The organism is Blautia sp. MSK17_66, assembly GCF_020538025.1.
Classification (GTDB): domain Bacteria; phylum Bacillota; class Clostridia; order Lachnospirales; family Lachnospiraceae; genus Blautia_A.
Map to the genome: position 1 here is coordinate 36,186 of NZ_JAJBNQ010000017.1, position 23,204 is coordinate 59,389.

At 45.7% G+C, this 23,204-nt stretch carries 22 protein-coding genes; all 22 read left to right on the top strand.

Annotated elements, in window-relative coordinates; all coding sequences use genetic code 11:
* The first annotated feature begins 259 nt into the window (after positions 1-259).
* Positions 260-1,303 (top strand): nitrogenase component 1, encoded by a 1,044-nt coding sequence (locus tag LIR34_RS10330; protein WP_173902702.1) that lies wholly within the window; start codon positions 260-262, stop codon positions 1,301-1,303.
* 25 nt (positions 1,304-1,328) lie between these two features.
* Positions 1,329-3,716, top strand: a complete 2,388-nt coding sequence (gene hypF / locus LIR34_RS10335) for a carbamoyltransferase HypF (protein WP_173902703.1) — start codon at positions 1,329-1,331, stop codon at positions 3,714-3,716.
* A 90-nt stretch (positions 3,717-3,806) separates the two neighbouring features.
* Positions 3,807-4,016, top strand: coding sequence for a HypC/HybG/HupF family hydrogenase formation chaperone (locus LIR34_RS10340; protein WP_161284873.1), 210 nt, complete (start codon positions 3,807-3,809; stop codon positions 4,014-4,016).
* Entirely contained in the window at positions 4,016-5,068 is a 1,053-nt protein-coding gene (gene hypD, locus LIR34_RS10345) for a hydrogenase formation protein HypD (protein ID WP_173902704.1), read from the top strand. Before LIR34_RS10340 ends, hypD begins: the two co-directional genes overlap by 1 nt.
* A 68-nt stretch (positions 5,069-5,136) precedes the next feature.
* Complete coding sequence (gene hypE / locus LIR34_RS10350; RefSeq protein ID WP_173902705.1) at positions 5,137-6,153, top strand: hydrogenase expression/formation protein HypE; 1,017 nt, start codon at positions 5,137-5,139, stop codon at positions 6,151-6,153.
* 530 nt (positions 6,154-6,683) lie between these two features.
* Positions 6,684-6,956 carry a TM1266 family iron-only hydrogenase system putative regulator gene (locus LIR34_RS10355; protein WP_173902706.1) on the top strand — a complete coding sequence of 91 codons (273 nt, stop codon included), beginning with the start codon at positions 6,684-6,686 and terminating at the stop codon, positions 6,954-6,956.
* Positions 6,949-7,716, top strand: a complete 768-nt coding sequence (locus LIR34_RS10360; protein WP_173902707.1) for a nitrogenase iron protein NifH — start codon at positions 6,949-6,951, stop codon at positions 7,714-7,716. The genes LIR34_RS10355 and LIR34_RS10360 overlap by 8 nt, the downstream gene beginning before the upstream one ends.
* Positions 7,710-9,062, top strand: coding sequence for a nitrogenase component 1 (locus tag LIR34_RS10365; protein WP_173902708.1), 1,353 nt, complete (start codon positions 7,710-7,712; stop codon positions 9,060-9,062). Before LIR34_RS10360 ends, LIR34_RS10365 begins: the two co-directional genes overlap by 7 nt.
* Complete coding sequence (locus tag LIR34_RS10370) at positions 9,059-10,279, top strand: nitrogenase component 1 (RefSeq protein WP_173902709.1); 1,221 nt, start codon at positions 9,059-9,061, stop codon at positions 10,277-10,279. The genes LIR34_RS10365 and LIR34_RS10370 overlap by 4 nt, the downstream gene beginning before the upstream one ends.
* A 51-nt stretch (positions 10,280-10,330) precedes the next feature.
* The gene (locus LIR34_RS10375) at positions 10,331-10,705 is read left to right on the top strand and encodes a RidA family protein (RefSeq protein ID WP_022213698.1); all 375 of its coding nucleotides are present in this window, start codon (positions 10,331-10,333) and stop codon (positions 10,703-10,705) included.
* Positions 10,706-10,780: 75 nt separating this feature from the next.
* Positions 10,781-11,437, top strand: coding sequence for a ribonuclease H1 domain-containing protein (locus LIR34_RS10380; RefSeq protein WP_161284880.1), 657 nt, complete (start codon positions 10,781-10,783; stop codon positions 11,435-11,437).
* A gap of 140 nt (positions 11,438-11,577) precedes the next feature.
* Complete coding sequence (locus LIR34_RS10385) at positions 11,578-12,969, top strand: alanine/glycine:cation symporter family protein (protein WP_173902710.1); 1,392 nt, start codon at positions 11,578-11,580, stop codon at positions 12,967-12,969.
* Positions 12,970-13,202: 233 nt separating this feature from the next.
* Entirely contained in the window at positions 13,203-13,910 is a 708-nt protein-coding gene (locus LIR34_RS10390; RefSeq protein ID WP_161284882.1) for a FadR/GntR family transcriptional regulator, read from the top strand.
* 134 nt (positions 13,911-14,044) lie between these two features.
* A complete protein-coding gene (locus LIR34_RS10395; RefSeq protein WP_173902711.1) occupies positions 14,045-15,175 on the top strand; it encodes an Ldh family oxidoreductase in 1,131 nt (376 codons plus the stop codon).
* Between the two features lie 105 nt (positions 15,176-15,280).
* A complete protein-coding gene (locus LIR34_RS10400) occupies positions 15,281-16,456 on the top strand; it encodes an NAD(P)-dependent malic enzyme (protein ID WP_173902712.1) in 1,176 nt (391 codons plus the stop codon).
* A 336-nt stretch (positions 16,457-16,792) separates the two neighbouring features.
* The gene (gene hisC / locus LIR34_RS10405) at positions 16,793-17,851 is read left to right on the top strand and encodes a histidinol-phosphate transaminase (RefSeq protein ID WP_173902713.1); all 1,059 of its coding nucleotides are present in this window, start codon (positions 16,793-16,795) and stop codon (positions 17,849-17,851) included.
* Between the two features lie 12 nt (positions 17,852-17,863).
* The gene (locus LIR34_RS10410; protein ID WP_173902714.1) at positions 17,864-18,364 is read left to right on the top strand and encodes a COG2426 family protein; all 501 of its coding nucleotides are present in this window, start codon (positions 17,864-17,866) and stop codon (positions 18,362-18,364) included.
* Positions 18,365-18,408: 44 nt separating this feature from the next.
* The gene (rho, locus tag LIR34_RS10415; protein WP_173902715.1) at positions 18,409-19,827 is read left to right on the top strand and encodes a transcription termination factor Rho; all 1,419 of its coding nucleotides are present in this window, start codon (positions 18,409-18,411) and stop codon (positions 19,825-19,827) included.
* Between the two features lie 119 nt (positions 19,828-19,946).
* A complete protein-coding gene (rpmE, locus tag LIR34_RS10420) occupies positions 19,947-20,150 on the top strand; it encodes a 50S ribosomal protein L31 (protein ID WP_022215410.1) in 204 nt (67 codons plus the stop codon).
* A 73-nt stretch (positions 20,151-20,223) separates the two neighbouring features.
* A complete protein-coding gene (locus LIR34_RS10425; RefSeq protein ID WP_173902716.1) occupies positions 20,224-21,201 on the top strand; it encodes a DUF1385 domain-containing protein in 978 nt (325 codons plus the stop codon).
* Between the two features lie 38 nt (positions 21,202-21,239).
* Positions 21,240-22,133 (top strand): peptide chain release factor N(5)-glutamine methyltransferase, encoded by an 894-nt coding sequence (prmC, locus tag LIR34_RS10430; RefSeq protein ID WP_178636915.1) that lies wholly within the window; start codon positions 21,240-21,242, stop codon positions 22,131-22,133.
* Entirely contained in the window at positions 22,126-23,202 is a 1,077-nt protein-coding gene (gene prfA / locus LIR34_RS10435; protein ID WP_161284890.1) for a peptide chain release factor 1, read from the top strand. The genes prmC and prfA overlap by 8 nt, the downstream gene beginning before the upstream one ends.
* Positions 23,203-23,204 lie beyond the last annotated feature (2 nt).

The following is a 23,204-nucleotide window of genomic DNA, read 5'->3' on the forward strand; positions in this document are numbered from 1 at the left end:
TGAATGCGAATTCACAGATACGTTCAAATTTTATAAATACTAAAGAACAGACTCTGATGGCGAGGAAAGATAAATGTACAGGACCGGACAGGTCATTGCAGCTCCAAGCAGGAATAGTTGTTATCATGATTATTAGAGGACTTCTCTACCCTGACGGTGGAGGAGTCTTTTTGATTTATAGCGTATTATAAACTTCCGGGAAGAGTAAAGATTGTTCTGCGGGGACTTGTTCGAAATGATTTAAATTGGGGGAAATACAATGAGAGGACTTCGTAAATATCTGACACCGTTTGCACCGGATCAGTCAGGTGCAGTATCAGTGCTTTTTGAATTGGGAGGCATTGTGGTGATCTGTGATGCCGGAGGATGCACCGGTAATGTCTGCGGCTTTGATGAGCCGCGGTGGTTTGAACAGAAAAGTGCTATTTTCAGTGCAGGACTTCGGGATATGGATGCCATTCTGGGCAGAGATGACCGACTGGTTGCCAAGCTTGCAGATGCCGCGCAGAAAGTAGATGCGACGTTTGCAGCAGTGATCGGGACACCGGTTCCGGCAGTGATCGCAACCGATTATCTTGCACTTAAACGCATGACAGAAAGGAAGATAAACATTCCGGTTCTTACTGTAGATACAGATGGAATGGAGCTTTATGACAAAGGTGAGGAGAAGGCTTTTCTGGAGCTTTTTAAGACCTTTGCGGTACAAAAATATCCCGTGGATGAGAAGAGGGTTGGGATTCTCGGAATGACACCGCAGGATGTAAGTGATCTTGCGGCAGCAGATAAAATACGTGACCTGTTCCGTCAGAAACAGGATATGCAGGCAGTCTGTTATTGTATGGGGGACGGTCTTGAAGAAGTAAAAAAAGCCTCCTCAGTGAGTAAAAATATCGTTGTCTCTCCGGCCGCGATCGCGACGGCACAATATCTGGAAAAAACCTTCGGAACTCCGTATGAGATCGATTATCCTCTGGTGGAGGAACTGCTTCCGGAGATTGATTATACGAATAAGAAAATTCTGGTTGTACATCAGCAGGTGATCGCAGATTCTGTCCGCAGGGAACTGCAGAACAGAGGGGCAGGAAGTGTTCAGACGGCAGGCTGGTTCATGATGAAAAAGGAACTTCAAAAGGAGAAAGATACAGCACTTCGAGATGAGGAGGACTATATAGAACTGGTGCGAAATGGAGATTTTGATATTATTTTTGCAGATGAATGTATGAAGCAGATGACAGCGGATTTTACTGGAATGTTTGTGAATATGAGACATTTTGCAGTTTCCGGAAAACTGATCGGAAGGTAAAAATATATCAGGTGGGAGTGAGCATATGATAAGTGAGATCACCAGACGGATCCGTGTTTACGGGATTGTGCAGGGGGTAGGATTCCGGCCTACAGTCAGCCGCCATGCAGCAGAGAGGAAGGTTCGCGGAAATGTCTGCAACAAAGGCCCTTATGTAGAAATCTATGCACAGGGACCAAAGGAAGCGGTGGAGGGTTTTCTCTCAGATATCCGGAATCGTCCACCAAAAAGGGCGGCAATCCTGAAGATAAATGTGGAAAACGTAAAAAATCCGGAGAGTTATGCACAGTTTGACATTATCGAAAGTGAAAAGACAAAGGGAGAGATCTTTGTCTCACCGGATATTGCAATCTGCGAGGAATGTAAGGAAGAGATGTTTGATCCGAAGAACCGGAGATATCTGCATCCTTTTATTAACTGTACCTGCTGCGGACCGAGACTTACAATCCTGGATTCGCTTCCGTATGACCGTGAACGGACCAGCATGAAAGAGTTCCCAATGTGTCCGGACTGTGCAGAAGAATACCACGATCCGAAGACCAGAAGATACGATGCACAGCCGGTATGCTGCAATGAATGTGGACCGGAAGTTTATCTGATCGGCAGGGATGAGCGTGGCAGAGAGGCAATTACCTGTGTCAGAAACACGATTTCTGAGGGTGGCATTGCTGCAATCAAGGGAATCGGAGGTTTTCATCTCTGCTGTGATGCTTCCAATGAAGCAGCAGTCAGTCGGCTTCGCCAGCTGAAACGAAGGCCAATGAAGCCATTTGCGGTGATGGCAAAGGATCTGAAAGCAGTCACAAAAGCATGCGAAATGACAGAAGAACAGGAGAAAATCCTGGATGGTCATCAGAAACCAATCCTGCTTCTGAACAAAAGAAAAGACGCAGAAATCCTCTGTCCCTCTGTGGCACCGGGGAACCCAAAGGTTGGCGTGATGCTGCCGTATGCACCGGTACAGCTTCTGCTTTTTCAGTACGATGATGGAATCGAAATGCCGGAATTTCTGGTGATGACCAGTGGAAATACCTCAGGTGCACCAATCTGCCGTGATGACCAGGAGGCAGAAACGGAACTTTGGGGTTTTTGTGACTGTATGCTGTCTCATGACCGTAAGATCCGTATCCGGGCAGATGATTCCGTGATGGATTTTTATGAAAAGAAACCATATATGATCCGCCGTTCCAGAGGGTATGCACCGCTTCCGTTTATGGTTTCCACACCATATCAGGGGCAGGTGCTGGCTATCGGTGGAGAACTCAAAAACTCTTTCTGTATTGGGGTGGATAACCGCTTTTATCCATCACCTTATGTGGGAGATCTGGAAGATCTGCGTACAGTCAAAGCACTCAGAGAAACCATCGGACGGCTGGAAACTCTTCTGGAGGTGGAGCCGGAGATTGTCTGCTGCGACATGCACCCGCGGTATAATTCAGTGATGGTCGCAGAAGAACTGGGACTTCCGGTGCTCAAAGTGCAGCATCACTATGCACACATTCTGTCCTGTATGGCAGAGAATGACTGTGCAGATCAGGTGATTGGAATATCGTTTGACGGCACCGGATATGGAACCGACGGAACAATCTGGGGAGGAGAAATCCTTCTGTCAGACAGAAATGGATTTGAGCGACTGGGAAGCGTGATGCCATTTCTTCAGCCTGGCGGAGATACTTCCTCCAAAGAAGGCTGGAGGATTGCGGTATCGCTGATCTATGGCCTGATGGGTGACAGAGAAAAAGCGGCTGAGATCATAGAAAAGCTGGAACTTTGTACGAAGCAGGAAGCGAACGTACAGTTTACCATGGCAGACCGCAGGATCAATACAGTGATATCCACCAGTGCAGGAAGACTTTTTGACGGAGTGAGTGCGATACTTGGAATCTGCAGAAAATCTACCTTTGAAGGGGAGGCTTCTATGGCACTGGAATTTGCAGCGGAAGAATACAGAGCAAAAAAAATGTCTGAAATACAGAAAAATAAGAAGTTTTTGTTGGATGCTATGCGATCTGGTATGCAGGAAAGGCAATATCAGAAGAGGAAAGACGACAGAGTAACAGATACAGAGGGCAGGATGCTTCTCAACACAGAGGGACTGATCAGAACTATCCTGGATCAAAGACTAAACGGAGAAGAAGTGGGAAGGCTGGCATACTTTTTTCATGAAGAACTTGCCCGTCAGATTACAGAAATCTGTGTGCGGATCAGGGAGAAGAGAGACTGCAATAAGGCTGCCTTGAGCGGCGGTGTTTTCCAGAACCGACTGCTTCTGGAACTTACGGATCATATGCTGAGAGACAGGGGATTTGAGGTTCTGAAACACCAGCTTATTCCGCCAAATGACGGCGGAATCGCACTTGGACAGGCCGTGTATGCGATGACATATCTTGAAGGAAAATCACGGAACAAATGACCAGTTAACCAAAGCAGGTAAGTTCTCTGCTTCAACTGCGAAAGGCAGAGAGAGGGACTTGTTTGCATACAGAATCAGGGAGGTATTTACATGTGTGTAGGATTATCAGCAAAGGTAGTAAAAATCAGTGAAGGAACAGCAGTTGTGGATGCCGGCGGAGCCAAAAGAGAGGTTTCTGCCCAGCTTCTTGAGGATCTAGAACCGGGTGATTATGTGATGGTTCATGCAGGTGTGGCAATCGCAAAGATCACAGACGAAGATGAGGATGAAACCGATCATCTGATGGAGGAACTGCTGTAATGGGAGAAGAGAAAAAAAGAACAGCGAGAGAGATCATAGAGAATTACGACGGACCGGCAGTTCGTATCATGGAAGTCTGCGGAACACATACACATGAGATTTTTCGCCTGGGAATCCGTAAGCTTCTGCCGCCGCAGGTGGAACTGATTTCAGGACCGGGATGTCCGGTCTGTGTGACACCGGTTAGTTTTATCGATGAGGCAGTGTGGCTTGCACTGGAAAAAGGCGTGACAATCTGCACATTTGGCGATTTGGTACGTGTGCCGGGAACAAAGCTGAGCCTTGCAGGAGCAAGAGAAAAAGGAGCCAAAATCCGCATTGTCTATTCTCCGGCAGATGCTGAAAAATATGCCCTGGAACATCCGGAAGAACAGGTTGTTTTCCTCTCTGTCGGGTTTGAGACTACGACTCCGGCAGAGTGTCTTTCTGTGAAACAGGCAAAGAAAGATGGACTTTCTAATTATTCACTTCTGATGGCAAACAAGACGATGCCCCAGGCTTATGAAGCACTGAAAGGAAGTGCGGATGTCTTTCTATATCCGGGACATGTCAATGCCATTACAGGGACAGAACTCTGTGAAGATCTGGTAAATGAGGGAGTAAGTGGAGTAGTTGCCGGTTTTACAGCGAAAGAACTCCTGACGGCCCTGGCTGTTTCACTGGCGAAATTTCAGGAAGGAAAACCATTCTTTGTAAACTGTTATCCGAGGGTGGTAAAGCCAGAAGGAAGCAGAGAAGCACAGCAGCTCACAGATGAAATGACAGAAGCCTGCGACAGCGAGTGGCGAGGTCTTGGGGTGATTCCAAAGTCAGGCGTTCAGCTTAAAGAAGCGTGGAGCACGTTTGATGCACGAAAGAAATACGCCATTCCACCGATTCAGGGAAAAGCCAATCCGGCATGCAGATGTGGCGATGTCCTACAAGGAAAATGTAAGCCATCCGACTGTAAAGTGTTCGGAAAGGGATGCACCCCGCAGCATCCAATAGGAGCCTGCATGGTTTCTAACGAAGGTGCCTGTTCCGCTTATTATGCGTATGGAGATTGTAAATAATTGTCGGGTCAATCAGTAAAACAGGGCATAACTATGTTGAAAGATATGATAGAAAAGAGGATAATCTTATGAGCACTTTAAAAGATAAAACAGTAACAATGGCACATGGAGCAGGAGGTCGTCAGACCTCTGAACTGATCGACCGGATCTTTGCGGCACACTTTGCCAATCCGGATCTGACTGCAGACGATGCAGCAGTATTGACTCCACCAGCAGGAAAAATGGCAGTTTCTACGGATGGATTTATCGTCTCACCGGCATTCTTCCCGGGAGGAAATATCGGAAAACTTTCTATCTGCGGCACAGTCAATGATCTTGCATGCATGGGGGCAAAACCTCTGTACCTGACCTGCGCGTTTGTCATTGAAGAAGGATTTCCAATGGAAAAACTGGAAGAAATCGCAGCAACTATGGAAAAAACCGCATCGGAGGCCGGCGTACATATCGTGTCCGGAGATACCAAAGTAGCCGGAAAAGGTCAGGTAGATGGTGTCTTTATTACTACTACAGGAATGGGACAGATCGAAGAAGGAGTCAGGGTTGGCGGAACACTGGCACAGCCTGGAGATGCAATCATTGTGACCGGCGATGTGGGAAGACATGGATGCACTATTCTTCTTGCAAGAGAAGATTTTGGCATCGAAGCTGATGTCACAAGCGACTGCGCACCACTTTGGAATACGGTAGAGGCAGTGATGAATACTACCCATAATCTCCATGTGATCCGTGATGCTACCCGCGGCGGTGTGGGAACTGTCCTTTATGAAATTGCCGGACAGAGTAATGTAGGAATCCGTCTTGATGCAGCCGCTGTTCCGGTCGCACCGGAAGTTAAGGGCGTCTGTGGAATGCTCGGACTCGAACCCCTTTATCTGGCATGCGAGGGACGAATGGTGATCATGGCACCAAAATCCGAGGCAGAAAAAATTGTCGAGACCCTTCGCCAGTGCCCTTACTCCAAAGATGCAGCCATTATCGGAGAAGTCACCGCCGATCAGCCAGGTAAGGTAGTCATGACTACCGAGATTGGAACACAGGCACTTCTTCCACAGCCAGGAGGAGAACTACTGCCACGTATCTGCTAATACAAAGCATCATACAGATATATAGCAGATTACAGAGGACATTCTTGTCTGAGCAGAAAATCGAATTAACCTGTTGAGTAGAAACTTGAATCAACCTGCCCGGGATAGAAAACTGGTTTTCTGACACACTGCGATTTCTGTTCGTTACGTGCGCTTGTTTGCTGCCATTCGCGCAAACTCGGCTTCGCCTCAGACAGTGCGCTCGGTGGCAGCAGCTAGCACGTAACTCTCGACGAAATCTCCGTTTACCGTCAGTTCAATCCAGTTTTCTACTCGGGCAGGAGTCGAATTCTATCTCGGACAGAAGCCAAATTCCATCCCAAGCAGGAGTCGAATTCTATCTCAGACAGAAGCCAAATTCCATCCCGGGCAGGGGGCGAATTCCATCCCAGACAGAAGCCAAATTCCATCCCGGGCAGGAGTCGAATTCTATCTCGGACAGAAGCCAAATTCCATCCCGGGCAGGAGTCGAATTCTATCTCAGATTAGAAGAAACTCATCATCCCAAACCAATACAAGGAGGATCAGCTATGGATACAAGAGTAGCAGTAATCTCCATCATCGTAGAAGACAGCGAGTCAATTGAAAGCCTCAACCAGCTCCTCTACGATGCCCGCGACCACATCATCGGCCGAATGGGGATCCCCTATCGCGAAAAAAAAATCAGCATCATCAGCATAGCCATAGACGCACCCCAGGACATCATCAGTGCACTATCCGGCAAGATTGGCCGCCTCAAAGGCATATCAACCAAAACCGCCTATTCCAATGTCATCACACACACGGAGGCTAAATATGATTAAAATTGCAGTATACGGCAAAGGCGGCATCGGTAAATCCACCACCGTTTCCAACATAGCAGCAGCCCTCGCAGAAAAAGGCCTGACCGTTATGCAGATTGGCTGCGACCCAAAAGCAGACTCCACCATCCAGCTCCGCCACGGAAAAACAATGCGGACTGTACTGGACTTATACAATGACAAAAAACAAAACCTCCGCCTGGAAGACATGACCACAGTCGGTTATCAGGGTGTGATCTGCGTTGAAGCAGGCGGACCGACACCAGGACTCGGCTGTGCCGGCAGAGGCATTATCACAGCCCTCGAAAAACTCAAAGAAACAGGAGCTTATGATATCTATAAGCCTGACATTGTCCTCTACGATGTCCTGGGAGATGTTGTCTGCGGCGGATTTTCCATGCCAATGCGAAAAGGCTATGCAGACAAAGTATTCATCATCACTTCCGGTGAAAACATGGCGATCCACGCCGGAGCCAACATCGCAATGGCAGTACAGAACTTCAAAAACCGTGGCTATGCCTCCCTCGGAGGAATCATCCTGAACCGCCGTAATGTAAAACGAGAAGAAGAAAAAGTCCAGGAACTTGCAGAAGACTTCCAGACCACCATAATCGGAAAACTCACCCACAGCAATCTGGTCACAGATGCAGAAGAACAGGGAAAAACCCTGATGGAATGCTATCCGGAAAGTGAGATGGCAGAAGAATATCGTACACTGGCAGAGCAGATCCTGACCCTCTGCAGAAAGGATGTCTTATGTTAAAACGAGTTGGCGGTGAAATAAATCCGGAAGGCGCAGTCACAACCATCAGCAAAGCATCCTTTCCCGTGCCCTTTCCGGCCGGACTGGAATTCAATTCACCCGCACATGGAAACTGGAACATTGTACACACCGGAATGCTGATGCCCGAGGCAATCCAGATTTATGTCTGTGCAGATAACTGCATGCGTGGAGTGGTTCTGACAGCAGCTGAGATGAATGCGGCAGAACGATTTTCCTTCGTGATCATAGAAGAAGAAAATCTTTTGAATGGAAACCTGGAAGATGTAACGATAGAGGGCGTGACCGATGTACTGAATAAACTGGAACAGAAACCAAAAGCAGTACTTCTTTTTACAGTCTGTCTGCATCATTTCCTGGGATGTGATCTGGACAGGGTATATGAAGAACTGGAAGCACGCTTTCCACAGATTGTTTTTGTACGCTGCTTTATGGATCCTATCATGCAGAAACATGGGGTTACACCAGATCAGAAACTACGAAAGGCAATGTATGATCCTATCACAGAACAGAAGGCTGTCTCCGGAACAGTAAGCCTTATCGGAAGCGACTTTACACTTGATGAAAGCAGCGATATCAGACGGATTCTGCGAACCACAGGATACACATTAAAAGAGCTGCCGGGATGCAGGACATGGGAAGAATACCAGCAGCTTGGAACAGGAGAACTCCTGATTTCCTGCTATCCACCGGCAAAATACGGTGCAGATATACTGGCAGAACGCCTCAAAAGACAACACCTGTATCTTCCGGGAAGCTTCGATTATGGAGAAATCAAAGAAGAGATTCAAAGCCTGGTCCATGCACTTAGAATCGAAAAAAACGTCTTATCCGACGACCTCGAAGCATTTTTTGAACGCGAAATTACTCTCTGCGAAGATACCTTCAGACATACAAAAACTGTTATAGGAGATACACCGATTGTTCTGGATTATTTATTTCATCCAAGACCACTTGGCCTTGCAAAAATCCTCCTGGAGCATGAATTTCAGGTGACAGCCGTCTATCTCGACAGCATAAGCCCGGAAGAAAAATCTACTTTTGACTGGCTTAAAACATATCATCCCGACCTCGAATTACGTGCCACGATCCAGGCCAAAATGCGTGTCCTTCCGCGAAACTCAGAGACCAGAACACTGGCCATCGGGCAGAAAGCAGCCTGGTTTTCCGGAAGCCGAAACTTCGTCAATATGGTACAGGGCGGCGGACTTTGGGGCTTTGACGGAATCCGCAGAACCTTGGAGCTGATGACGGAAGCTTTTCTTAAAGAAAAAGATCCCAGGGATCTGATCGTTCGTAAAGGATGGGGGTGCAAAAGCTGCATATGAGACAGTCATATAAAATCATACCAGTCTATACAGCCGATGTTTCCGGTGTATGCTCTGCTTTGTACGAGCTTGGCGGCATGGTAGTCATGCACGATCCGTCCGGATGCAATTCCACATACAATACCCATGATGAGATCCGCTGGTATGACAAGGACAGCCTGATCTATATCTCCGGCCTAAGTGAGATAGATGCAGTCATGGGAAACGATGCAAAATTTATCAAAGATATTGAAGAAGCAGCAAGAGAACTGAAACCTGAGTTTATTGCACTTGCAGGTTCTCCGATTCCGTTTATGAACGGAACCGATTTTCCTGCGATTGCACAGGTGATCCAGACAGAAACCGGAATCCAGTCCTTTGCAATCCCGACCAATGGAATGCATGATTACACCTACGGGGCAGGACTTGCATTGGCGGAAATTGCAGCACGCTTTGTCAGAAAGACGGAAATTGTGGTCACGGAAGAAAAATCCTTTTTCAGAGATGGAAGTCCTTCATCTGCTGAGACAGAACGGATACATTTTCATACACTTAATATCCTTGGGGCAACTCCTCTGGATTTCGGACCACAGCAAAATGTAGATGCAATGAAACAGAGGCTCAAAGAATATGGCTGGGAGGTTCTGTCTACCTGGGCCATGGGAGATTCTCTGGAGAATTTATCTCATGCGGGGGATGCAGAAGTGAATCTGGTTGTTTCCTCTGTAGGACTCCCGACAGCAAGAGTTCTTGAAGAAAAAATCGGCACCTCCTATGTAATAGGAACACCAATCGGCGGATTCACAGAAGAACTTATACAGGCATTAAACGAAAAAATACAGTACAAAAACAGACAACTGCCGGAAAAACAGACAGATACAAAACAAAAGGCTCCGTATCTGCAAAAACGCCTGCAGTCACTGCCGGAGATTACGATCATCGGTGAAGCTGTGACAATGGGATCCCTGGCGGCCTCGATCGAAAAAAAATATCACAGAGCAGTTCGCGTGATCTGCCCGCTGGAAACACAGGAGGGACTTCTTGGCGAAAACGACTGTACAGCCAGAGGGGAAGAAGAAATGGAAGAACTCCTGAAGGATGCCGGAATCATCCTGGCAGATCCACTGTATCGGCCGATTTGCCCTAAGAACGCCAGGTTTTATGAGCTTCCTCATATTGCCTTTTCCGGCAGGATCTTTCTGAAGGACATCGAGAAATACAAAAAAATATATTGCTAAACAAAATTTTTGGTGGTATGATGAAGAAAATATAGAACGGAGGAATTTATCATGAAAACACTTGAAACCAAGAATGCACCAGCAGCAATCGGACCATACTCACAGGCCAAAATGGTAGGAAACTTTGTATTCGCATCCGGACAGATCCCGGTAGACCCGGCAACAGGCGAAGTTGCAGGAGATAAGATCGAAACTCAGGCAGAGCAGTCCTGCAAGAACGTAGGAGCAATCCTTGAGGAGGCTGGCCTTACATTTGACAACGTTGTAAAGACAACCTGTTTCCTTGCTGATATGGCAGATTTCGCTGCATTCAATGCAGTTTATGAGAAATACTTTACCAGCAAACCGGCTCGTTCCTGTGTCGCTGTAAAACAGCTTCCAAAGAACGTTCTGTGCGAAGTAGAAGCAATTGCAGTTGCTGAATAAGTTAGAAAAATCCGTTTTGGAGCTGTCCTCATTATAGGATGGCTCCTTTTTATACGAAACAAGTCAGGAGGCAGGATGGCAAAGAAGAAATTTTATGCAGTAAAACAGGGAAGAAAAACAGGAATGTTCCTCACTTGGGATGATTGCAAGAAGCAGGTAATGGGATATCCGGGAGCAATATATAAGAGCTTTGGAACGGAAGCAGAGGCGAAAGAATATCTGGGAATTGGTAGTGCAGTGGCTGGTTTGGATTCCGGAATATCCGGCACAGAGTGTGCGGTGGCAGGCAGGATACAGACAGGAACCCCGGCATCCGGTGCAGTGGAAATCTACGTGGACGGAAGCTACCATGCGGCAACGAAAGAGTTTTCCTATGGGATGGTTGTTCTGATCGATGGCCGTGAAGAGAAGTTTTCACAGAAAATGTCCGACCCGGAACTGGCACAGATGCGGAACGTAGCCGGAGAGATCAAAGGAAGCGAAGCTGCCATGCAGTATGCACTGGATCATAAGATTCCTTCTATTATCATATACCATGATTATCAGGGAATCGCGAGCTGGTGTAACGGTGACTGGAAGGCAAATAAAGCCGGAACGATCGCCTATCGTGATTTCTACCGGAAGGCAAAACAGAAGGTAAATATTGAATTTCGTAAGGTTAAAGGCCACTCCAATGATAAATACAATGATATGGTGGATAAACTTGCGAAAGAAGCCCTTGGAATCTGTTAACAAAATCTGTCCGGAAGATTTTTTGACTTTAAATCCCAAAAGTGCTTGTATTTACAGGTCGATCTGAGCTATACTGAAATAGTATCTGTCCGAGAGAAAATATTCTCCTGGGCGTGTGAAAGTGGAGAGGATTTAAAGTTATGATAGTTACATTGATTGAAAAAATTTACAGTTTCCTGTGGGGAGACCTGGTACAGATTCCGCTTCCGGGAGGAAGCTCACTCGGCATCTCGCTTCTGATCATTTTGCTGATTCCGACAGGAATTTACTTTACGATTCGGACGCGATTTCTTCCGATCCGCCTGTTTCCGGATATGGTAGGTGCACTGGTTGAGAAGAAAAAGGAAAAAAACAGTCTCTCATCCTTCCAGACGCTGATCGTATCAACTGCGACAAGAGTTGGGATGGGAAATCTGGTCGGGGTAGTTGCTGCAATTTCAGCAGGAGGTGCAGGTGCAGTTTTCTGGATGTGGGTGACTGCACTGATCGGTTCGTCCACTGCTTTTATAGAGGCAACACTGGCACAGATATACAAAGAAAAGGATCCTTTATACGGAGGCTACAGAGGCGGGCCGGCATATTATATCCACGCCTATGTGGAGGAAAAACAGAAGAAAAAAAGAAAAAAGGTTGCTGTTTCCGTGTTGTTTGCAATTTCAGGTCTGATCTGCTGGTGCGGTATCAGTCAGGTGATCAGCAATTCGGTTGTTTCTTCTTTTAAAAATGCATTCTCAATCCCGCCAATCTGGACAACCGTTATACTTGTTGTGGTTGCGGCGGTGATCGTACTTAGAAAGAATGCAACGGTGAAGGTTCTGGATATGATCGTGCCGGTGATGGCGGTGTGCTATTTTGCAATCACGATCCTGATCATTGTACTGAATATCGGAAGACTGCCGGGAGTTTTCGGAAGAATTTTTCAGGAGGCCTTTGGATTTCGCCAGGCGGCAGCAGGAGGTTTTGGTGCAGTGCTGATGAATGGAGTCAAGAGAGGACTTTTTTCTAATGAAGCAGGCTCTGGATCTGCACCCTGTGCGGCAGCAGCAGCGGAATGTGATCAGCCGGTCAAGGCAGGGCTGGTTCAGGCGCTTGGAGTTTTTGTAGATACGATCGTGATCTGCAGCTGTACAGCAATGATCATGCTTCTGGCTCCTGAAGAAAAGGTCGCAGGACTTTCCGGAATGGATCTTCTGCAGACTGCGATGGAGCATCATCTGGGAAAATTTGGTGTCATTTTTATTGCAGTGACGCTGTTTTTGTTCAGCTTTTCAACCTTCCTTGGAATTCTGTTTTATGCAAGAAGTAACGTGGCATATCTTTTCGGAGACAGCTGGGCATGGCAGACTGTTTATAAAGTACTTGCACTGGTCATGCTGTTTATCGGCGGTCTTGCGGCTTATACCTTCGTATGGGACCTCGGGGATGTGGGAATCGGACTGATGACGATATTCAATATTATTATATTGTATCCGCAGGGCGAGAAGGCACTGAGGGAACTGAAGGAATATGAAAAAGCCAAAAAATCAAAATAAACATATCAAAAGGGTGCGGTCTCTGACTGCATCCTTTTTTGTACATAAAAGAATGCAGTTAAACTATCAGAGGATACTTGCTGTAAACTGTCAGAAATGCTATATTATAATAAGAAATAACTGTCATACTGTGCAGTTGTACCAAAAATGAACTGCATGCGACAGACAGTGAAAAAATGATACCGTCTGTAAGAAATATACAGGCGGAAATGGAATGCGGAGGCATAGAGAGTATGTTTAAAGAAATTGGGGATGAACGGGCTTTTAACGGAATTTTAAATCAGATCATAGAGAACATTCAGAATGGCAATCTCAAGGCGGGAGCTGCCCTTCCGGCTGAGCGGACGATGGCGGAGACCATGGGAGTGTCCAGACCGGCAGTCAGAGAAGTTCTGAGAGCACTGGAACTGCTGGGAATAGTTAAGTCGGTACCGGGAGGCGGGAATTATATTACGGAGGATCTGGATACCTGGCTGATCGGACCATTATCAATACTTTTTAAATTAAATAATGGATATCTGCGTCAGAATCAGCAGTTCCGTGCGGCGCTGGAAAGAGAAGCGGCAATTCTTGCAGCAAGAAAGTGCACACCGCTGGATGCAGCTGAATTATGGATGATTCTTGCGCGTCTGGATGCGGCAGAAGATGAAAAGATACGGGGTGAGCTGGATCGCGAACTTCACCAGAAGATTGCAAAGATCGCAGATAACCCGATGGTCTACAGTGTCCTTGCGGCAGCGGATCAGCTTACTGAGAATATTGTTTCCGGGACGAGAGACTACATTATGAAGAAGAATAATTCTGCCAGAGAGGTTGATGACCAGCATCATCGGCTTGTTGAGGCGATCATCAACGGAGATGTAGAACAGGCGGAACGATGTATGTCCGAACATATGGATACGATTGAACGTTATATGGAAGAAATGCAAAAAAAATCCTGAGAAATTTTGGGCATTTTTACAGAATAAATTGATATGACCTCTATTGTATTTTGGTAATACCGGTGGTATAATTAAAATACAAATTGGTAATGCCAATAAATAAAATCGGCACTACCGGAAAGAGGGACGAAACAATGGGATATGTGAAATGGTCATATGAGACACTGAATCATTTTTGCGGAGACGTATTCAAGGCGTTTGGTTTTACAGAGGAAGAAAGCAATCAGATCAAGGATGTGCTTCTTACTGCTGACCTTTATGGGATAGAAAGTCATGGTATGCAGAGAATGGTGCGTTATCATAAGGGAATCGAAAAGGGAACGATTCATCCGCAGGCAAAGCCTGAAGTTGTATTTGAAACACCGATATCTGCAGTGATTGACGGCCATAATGGAATGGGACAGCTTATTTCTGTTTATGCAATGAAGAAAGCCATCGAAAAAGCCAAAAAAACCGGAGTTGGAATTGTAACTGTCCGTGAGTCAAATCATTTCGGTATCGCCGGATATTATGCAAAGATGGCGTGCGATGAGGGACTTCTGGGAATGGCCTGCACCAATTCAGAGGCTATTATGGTTCCTACGTTTGGCAAAAAAGCCATGCTTGGATCAAATCCGATCGCAGTAGCTATGCCGGCAGACCCGTATCCGTTCTTCTTTGACTGCTCTACCACAGTAGTTACGAGAGGAAAACTCGAGATGTACAACAAGATGGAGAAACCGCTTCCTGATGGATGGGCACTGGACAAGGATGGTCATGCAAGTACAGACGCACCGGATGTCCTTGCCAATATTGTCGCAAAGAAGGGCGGCGGAATCATGCCCCTTGGTGGAAATGAAGAAGTTACAGGAAGCCACAAGGGATATGGATATGGTATGCTGTGTGAACTGTTCAGTTCCATTCTTTCCATGGGTGTTACTTCAGATCACTGCTGTACATTCCCGGATAAAACAGGAATCTGTCATGGATTTATGGCGATCGATCCGGCTGCATTTGGTAATCCTCAGGCAATCCGCAGACATTTTTCAGAATATCTGGAAGCTTTGAGAGAAAGCCCGAAGGCAGAAGGCAAAGACCGTATTTATACACATGGTGAAAAAGAAGTCTTTGCAGAAAAAGAAAGAAGAGAGCATGGAATTCCGGTAAACGACAATACGATGGTCGAACTTGCAAATCTGTGTGGATATCTCAAACTTGACTTTGGTAAATATTTTGAAGGATATGAGCTTCCAAAAGACAGTAAATTCTTTACAGGAAATTATTAATAGATTAGAATAGATGGTTGCTGTGAACGGAGGAACAGTAACAACAGAAGGCGGCCGGAATCATACGGCTTCACAAAATTTAAGATACCAGGGAGGACAACAGAAATGGATTATGCAAAAGAATCTTTAAGACTGCATGGAGAATGGAAAGGTAAGATTGAAGTTGTAACAAGAGTACCTGTAGAAAATAAGGATGATCTGTCACTTGCTTATACACCTGGAGTTGCACAGCCTTGTCTGGAAATCCAGAAGGATGTAAACAAATCCTACGAACTCACAAGAAGATGGAACATGTGTCTGGTAGTTACAGACGGTTCTGCTGTTCTTGGACTTGGAAACATCGGACCGGAAGCCGGAATGCCGGTTATGGAAGGTAAATGTGTCCTTTTCAAGGCATTTGGTGATGTAGATGCATTCCCGCTCTGCATTAAAAGCAACGACGTGGATGAGATCGTAAATACAATCTACATGATCTCCGGTTCTTTCGGTGGAGTAAACCTGGAAGATATTTCCGCACCGAGATGTTTCGAAATCGAGAAGAAACTGAAAGAAAAATGTGATATTCCGATCTTCCATGATGACCAGCATGGTACTGCGATCATCACACTGGCAGGTCTTACCAATGCACTTAAAGTTGTCGGCAAGAAGAAAGAGGATGTCCGTGTTGTAATGAATGGAGCCGGAGCAGCAGCAATCTCTATCGCACGTCTGCTTCTTACAGCCGGATTTAAGAACATCACACTCTGTGATAGAAAGGGTGCGATCTATGAGGGACGTCCGGAAGGAATGAACCCAGTCAAAGATGAAATGAGCAAAGTGACCAATCTGGATAAGAAAGCAGGTTCTCTGGCAGATATGCTGGTTGGTGCAGATGTATTTATCGGTGTATCCGCACCGGGAGCAGTTACAACAGAGATGGTTAAGACCATGAACAAAGATGCGATCATCTTTGCATGTGCAAACCCGACTCCGGAAATCTTCCCGGATGATGCCAAAGCAGGCGGAGCCAAAGTTATCTCAACAGGAAGAAGTGACTTCCCGAACCAGATCAACAATGTGCTTGCATTCCCTGGCGTATTCAGAGGTGCTTTTGATGTAAGAGCAAGTGATATCAATGATGAAATGAAGATTGCAGCGTCTGAAGCGCTTGCAAATCTGATTACAGATGAGGAACTTTCTCCGGAATATATCATTCCGAAGGCGTTCGATAAGAGAGTGGGACCGGCGGTAGCCAAAGCGGTTGCCGAGGCAGCAAAGAGAACCGGCGTAGCCCGTATTTAAAAGATATACAGTAACTATTCAGAAGGTAGTATCCCGCGAGGCGTTTTGGCATGTTGTTTGCCAAAATCCCGAGACATACAATTTAATAATCAAGATAGACAATTCTCCCCGGCATAACTTATAATAGGGACAGCAAGGACGTGTGACAGCAACAGATATTACTTCAAGGAAACGTCCGCAGTATGCCGGGGAGTGTCTTATTTTATGTGCAAAAAAGGTCGCTTCTATGGAAAACTGTTCATTCCGGGTATAATAACATAATCAGGGCGCAAAGAAATCTTTGACAAACATAGGAAGAATATGTACAATAGCAAATATGTGAAAGGGGACTATGACATGGTAAACTGGGAAAATAATATCCGCAGAGTTGTTCCGTATACTCCGGGAGAACAACCTGACCAGCCGGATATGATCAAACTGAACACAAATGAAAATCCATATCCACCGGCACCGGGAGTAAGAGAAGTGCTTCGTGGCATGGATACAGACACCTTACGACTTTACCCGGACCCGGCTGCATTAGATCTTGTACATGCAATTGCTGATAATTACGGGCTTCAGGATGATCAGGTATTTGTAGGGGTAGGATCTGATGATGTACTTGCAATGAGTTTTCTTACGTTCTTTAACAGTGAGAAACCGATTCTGTTTCCGGACATTACATATTCTTTTTATGATGTGTGGGCAGACCTTTTCAGAATTCCATATGAGAGACCTGCACTGGATGAGCATTTTCACATTCGAAAAGAAGACTATTTCAGAGAAAACGGGGGAATCATATTCCCGAATCCAAATGCACCTACCGGTGTTGTAATGCCGCTTTCTGAGATTGAAGATATCGTGGCACACAATCAGGATGTGATCATGATCGTGGATGAAGCCTATGTGGACTTTGGCACACAGTCAGCACTTCCGTTAATCGAGAAATATGAGAACCTTCTGATCGTTCAGACCTTTTCCAAGTCAAGATCTATGGCAGGTATGAGAATCGGATTTGCTATGGGCTCACCGAAACTGATCAAATATCTGAATGATGTAAAATATTCATTTAATTCTTATACAATGGACAGAACTGCTCTGGCAGCAGGTGTGGCAGCGGTGAAAGATCAGGAGTATTTTTGTGAAACCTGTCATAAAATTATAGAGACAAGAGAATGGACAAAGAAGGAACTGGTGAAACTGGGATTTTCTTTCGAGGATTCCAGAGCAAACTTTATTTTTGCAACGCATGAGAGCTGTCCGGCAGAGGAACTCTTTAAGGCGTTGCGTGAGCGTCATATCTATGTAAGATATTTCCCGGGCGGCCGGACTGGAAATCATCTTCGCATCACTGTAGGAACGAGAGAAGAGATGGAAACCTTCCTGGATTTTCTCGGAGAATATTTAAATAAATAAGGAGAATTTATATTGGAAGTTTTAGTAAACTGGTTTACAGACACTCTCGGACAGCATGTATCAAGAGAAGTGGTGATTTTTATCATTTCCATGATCCCGATCCTGGAATTAAGGGGAGGACTTCTTGCGGCATCACTTCTTAATGTCTCTATGATGAAGGCAATTCCTATCTGTATCATAGGAAATATTATTCCGATCCCGTTTATCCTTCTGTTTATCAAACAGATTTTTAAATGGCTCAAAAAAACAAAGCTCTTCCGTAGCTTTATCATAAAGCTGGAAAATCGTGCAATGGGCAAGAGTGATCAGATCAAGAGATATGAATTTCTGGGACTTTTGTTGTTTGTAGGGGTACCCCTTCCCGGAACAGGTGCATGGACAGGGTCTCTGATCGCATCTCTTCTGGAAGTTGATATCAAAAAGTCTTCAATCGCAATTTTCTGCGGTCTTATCATGGCGACTGTTATTATGTGTGTTGTCTCTTATGGTGTTGTTGGAAATTTGGTACATTAAACGGAACAGTTACGATTTTTGAAATTGAGAAACAGAGGTTTTTTATGAGAGAAAAATATGAATCATTGTCATTGGCGACATTAAAAGATTTAGCAAAGGCAAGAGGTTTAAAGGGGATTTCCACTCTGAGAAAGCCGGAACTGATCGACCGTATGCTGCAGGAAGATGAAAGAGAAGCAGCGGTTCAAAAAGAAACATCCCCTAAGACACAGGAAAGCGTGCAGACAGAAAAGGCTGAGGAACCGGTGAGAGAGCAAAGAAATTTTGACATTCCAGGTGAAAGACCGGTACGTCAGGAATTTCGGGCACGTGAAAACAGAGAGACGGCACAGCTTGACAGTGGAGAGAAGGCAAACGGTATTCTGGAAGTACTTCCGGATGGATATGGTTTTATCCGCTGTGAGAATTATCTGCCGGGCGAAAATGATATCTATGTTTCACCGTCTCAGATCCGTCGATTTAATCTGAAGACGGGTGATATTCTGAAAGGAAATATCCGAATCAAGACGCAGGGCGAGAAATTCAGTGCACTTCTCTATGTAGATTCCATCAATGGATTTCATCCAAGTGAGGGACCGAAGCGATATAATTTCGAAGATATGACACCGATCTTTCCGAACGAAAAACTTCGAATGGAGCGACCGGGGGGAACGGTTGCAATGCGTATCATGGATCTTTTGAGTCCAATTGGAAAAGGGCAGAGAGGTATGATCGTATCTCCGCCGAAAGCAGGTAAGACCACGCTTCTCAAGGATGTGGCAAAATCTATCCTGCAGAACAGCCCATCCATGCATCTCCTTATTCTTCTGATTGATGAACGCCCGGAGGAAGTAACGGACATTAAAGAAGAGATTCAGGGTGATAATGTAGAAGTTATTTATTCTACGTTTGACGAACTTCCGGAGCACCATAAGCGTGTTTCAGAGATGGTTGTGGAGCGCGCACGCCGTCTTGTAGAGCACAAGCAGGATGTTACGATACTTCTTGATTCTATCACAAGGCTTGCAAGGGCTTATAATCTCTGCGTAACTCCGAGCGGAAGGACTCTTTCCGGTGGTCTGGATCCGGCGGCACTTCATATGCCAAAGCGGTTTTTTGGTGCGGCGCGTAATATGAGAGAGGGCGGAAGCCTCACGATCCTTGCCACAGCTCTTGTGGATACCGGAAGTAAGATGGATGATGTGATTTATGAGGAGTTCAAGGGAACGGGTAATATGGAACTTGTCCTGGACCGTAAGCTTCAGGAGAAACGTGTATTCCCTGCAATTGATATTCAGAAATCTGGTACCAGACGAGAGGATCTTCTTCTTACAAAAGAAGAACAGGAAACGGTCTACAATATGCGCAGAGCCTTGAACAGTCTTAAGGCGGAGGATGCGGTAGAACAGATTCTGAACATGTTCTCAAAGACAAAGACAAATGAAGAATTTGTTCAGATGGCCAAAAAACAGAAATTTTTATAAATAGCTTGCAATTCTATATTCACTGTGTTATAATCAGAAAGCTGTGAAATAGTAAATTCGTAATTATTCAGTAAATTAATACGAATAGAAAATAGAACAAACATAGAGAGGTGAAAATCATGCGTGAAGGAATCCATCCGAACTACTATCAGGCAACTGTAACTTGCAACTGTGGAAACACATTCGTAACAGGATCTACAAAGAAAGATATCCACGTAGAAATCTGTTCCAAATGCCATCCATTCTACACAGGACAGCAGAAAGCGGCTCAGGCTCGCGGACGTATTGATAAGTTCAACAGAAAATACGGCTTAAACAAATAATTATAACGAGAGAACAGGTTGAGGTTGGGAAATCTCAACCTTTCTTTGCTTCTTGGGACAAATGGAGTGACATATGAAACCATCGAATATTGGCGGACAGGCGGTAATGGAAGGCATTATGATGCGTCATAAGGACAAATATGCAGTTGCGGTACGCCGTCCGGATAAGGAAATAGAACTGAAGGTTGAGGATTACAAGTGTACCTTCGGGAAGGCGGCATTCTGGAAAAAGCCGATTATCCGAGGAGTAGTCAGCTTTGTGGACGGTCTTGTAGTCGGAACCAAATGTCTTATGTATTCGGCTGAGATAGCCGGAGATGAGGAGGACGAGGAAGAAGTAGCAAAGAATGCGAAGCTTACTGAGGAAGAACTTTCTGCCAAGAAACAGAAAGAAGCAAAGCAGTTCCAGTGGCTTCTGTACATAACCGTTGCCTTTTCCATCGTGATATCTGTTGCAGCATTTATGCTGCTGCCGTATGCACTGGCAAGTCTTCTTCGTAAAGTAGGAGCTTCTGAGTTTGGAGTTACTGTGGCAGAAGCCTTTGTAAAGCTTATCCTGTTTCTTGGATATATGCTTCTGATTTCCAGGATGAAGGACATTCAGAGGACGTTTATGTATCATGGGGCAGAGCATAAATGTATTAACTGTGTGGAACATGGAATGCCGCTGACAGTAGAGAATGTAATGGCAAGTTCCAGACAGCACAGACGATGTGGGACCAGCTTTCTGTTTCTTGTCATGCTGGTGAGTATCTGTCTGCATTTTGTTTTTGTTCTGGTGCCGGTCTACTGGGTGCGGCTTTTCGGCAGACTTCTGATGGTGCCGGTCGTTGCCGGGATTTCCTTTGAGATGATCCAGTGGGCAGGAAGAACGGACAGTAAGCTGGCAGATTTTTTCAGCAAACCAGGTCTGGCAATGCAGAAGCTTACAACCAAAGAACCTACACCTGATATGGTTGAGGTGGCGATAAAGGCAGTAGAGGCTGTTTTTGACTGGAAACAATATCTGAAAGATGAATTCGGCTGGGAGCCGGACGAAGAAAAGGAGTAACTGTTCACGAGCGGACAGTAACGAGAATGAGGAAAACCATGCAGACATTTCATGAATTGCTGACACAAGGGATACAGCTTCTGATGAATGCAGGAATTGAAGAAGCCAGGTTGGATGCCTGGCTCCTTCTGGAATATACAGCAGATATCAGCCGTGCCTGGTATTATGCTCATCCTGAGTCAGAAGTGAATGAAGAGATCGTGTCGGAATATCTTAGTTTATGTCAGAAAAGAGCAGAGCATATTCCACTGCAGCACCTGACTCATCAGGCCTGTTTTATGGGATATGATTTTTATGTAGATGAGAGAGTTCTTGTGCCAAGACAGGATACAGAGGTTCTGGCTGAGGAGGCACTGCATCAGTTAAGGAATATAAGGAATCCGAGAATCCTGGATATGTGCACGGGATCCGGCTGCTTGCTTTTGAGCCTTCTCATGGAACTTCCGGATGCGATCGGGACAGGTGTGGATATTTCAGAGGCTGCACTTGCAGTGGCAGAGAGGAATCGAAAGAATCTGGAACTGGAAAAGAGGGCAGTTTTGGTACAAAGTGATACATTTTCAGGAGATTATTTTCAGAAAAACAGTGGAAATATATCCCTGGAATATGATATGCTTATTTCAAATCCGCCTTATATACCGACAGAGGACATTGGGAAACTGATGGAGGAAGTACGTTTTCATGACCCAGTACTGGCACTGGACGGACGGGAGGACGGACTGTATTTTTATCGTAGGATCACGGAGCAGGCAGGTAAATACCTGAAACCCGGCGGCTGGCTCATGTATGAGATTGGCTGTGAGCAGGGAACAGACGTATCTGCGATCATGCAGGGAGAAGGATTTACTGAGGTGACCGTGAAGAAAGATCTGGCCGGACTGGACAGAGTTGTAATTGGAAAGAAACAAATGCAGGAGGAACAGCATGTTTGATAAATTGGACGACTTGCTGATTCGTTTCGAGGAAGTACTGAACGAGCTGGGTGAACCGGGCGTGACAGACAACCAGGAGCGTTTTCAGAAGCTGATGAAGGAGCAGAGTGATCTGCAGCCTATCGTGGACACTTATACAGAATATAAGAAAAACAAAGAGACTATCCAGGACAGTCTTTCTCTTCTGGAGGAGGAGAAGGATGAAGATATGCGTGAAATGCTCAAGGAAGAGCTTTCCGATGCAAAGAAGCGTGTGGAAGAACTGGAACAGGAACTCAAGATCCTGCTTCTGCCGAAGGATCCGAATGACAGTAAGAATGTTATCGTGGAGATCCGTGCAGGTGCAGGCGGTGATGAGGCGGCACTTTTTGCTGCTGAAATCTACCGTATGTATGTGAAGTATGCGGAATCCAGAAGATGGAAGACAGAGATGATGAGTCTCAATGAGAATGGTATCGGTGGATTTAAGGAAGTTACATTTATGATCCAGGGTCAGGGAGCCTATTCCAGACTTAAATACGAAAGTGGTGTACACCGTGTACAGCGTGTACCGGAAACAGAATCCGGCGGACGTATCCATACTTCAACCTGCACTGTGGCAATTATGCCGGAGGCAGAGGAGATTGATTTCCATCTTGATATGAATGACTGTAAATTTGATGTATTCCGTGCATCTGGTAATGGTGGACAGTGTGTCAATACCACAGACTCTGCTGTACGTCTGACCCATATTCCGACAGGAATCGTCATCTCCTGTCAGGATGAGAAGTCACAGCTTAAGAATAAGGACAAGGCACTTAAGGTACTTCGTTCCCGTCTGTATGAGATGGAACTGGCAAAACAGCATGACGCTGAGGCAGAGGCAAGAAGAAGTCAGATCGGAACAGGTGACCGTTCCGAAAAGATCCGTACCTATAACTTCCCGCAGGGACGTGTCACAGATCACAGGATCAAACTCACCCTGCATCGTCTTGAGAGTATTCTGGGCGGTGATCTGGATGAGATCATTGACAGCCTTATTGCAGCAGATCAGGCAGCTAAATTAAGCTCATTAAATGAAGAAGAATAAAG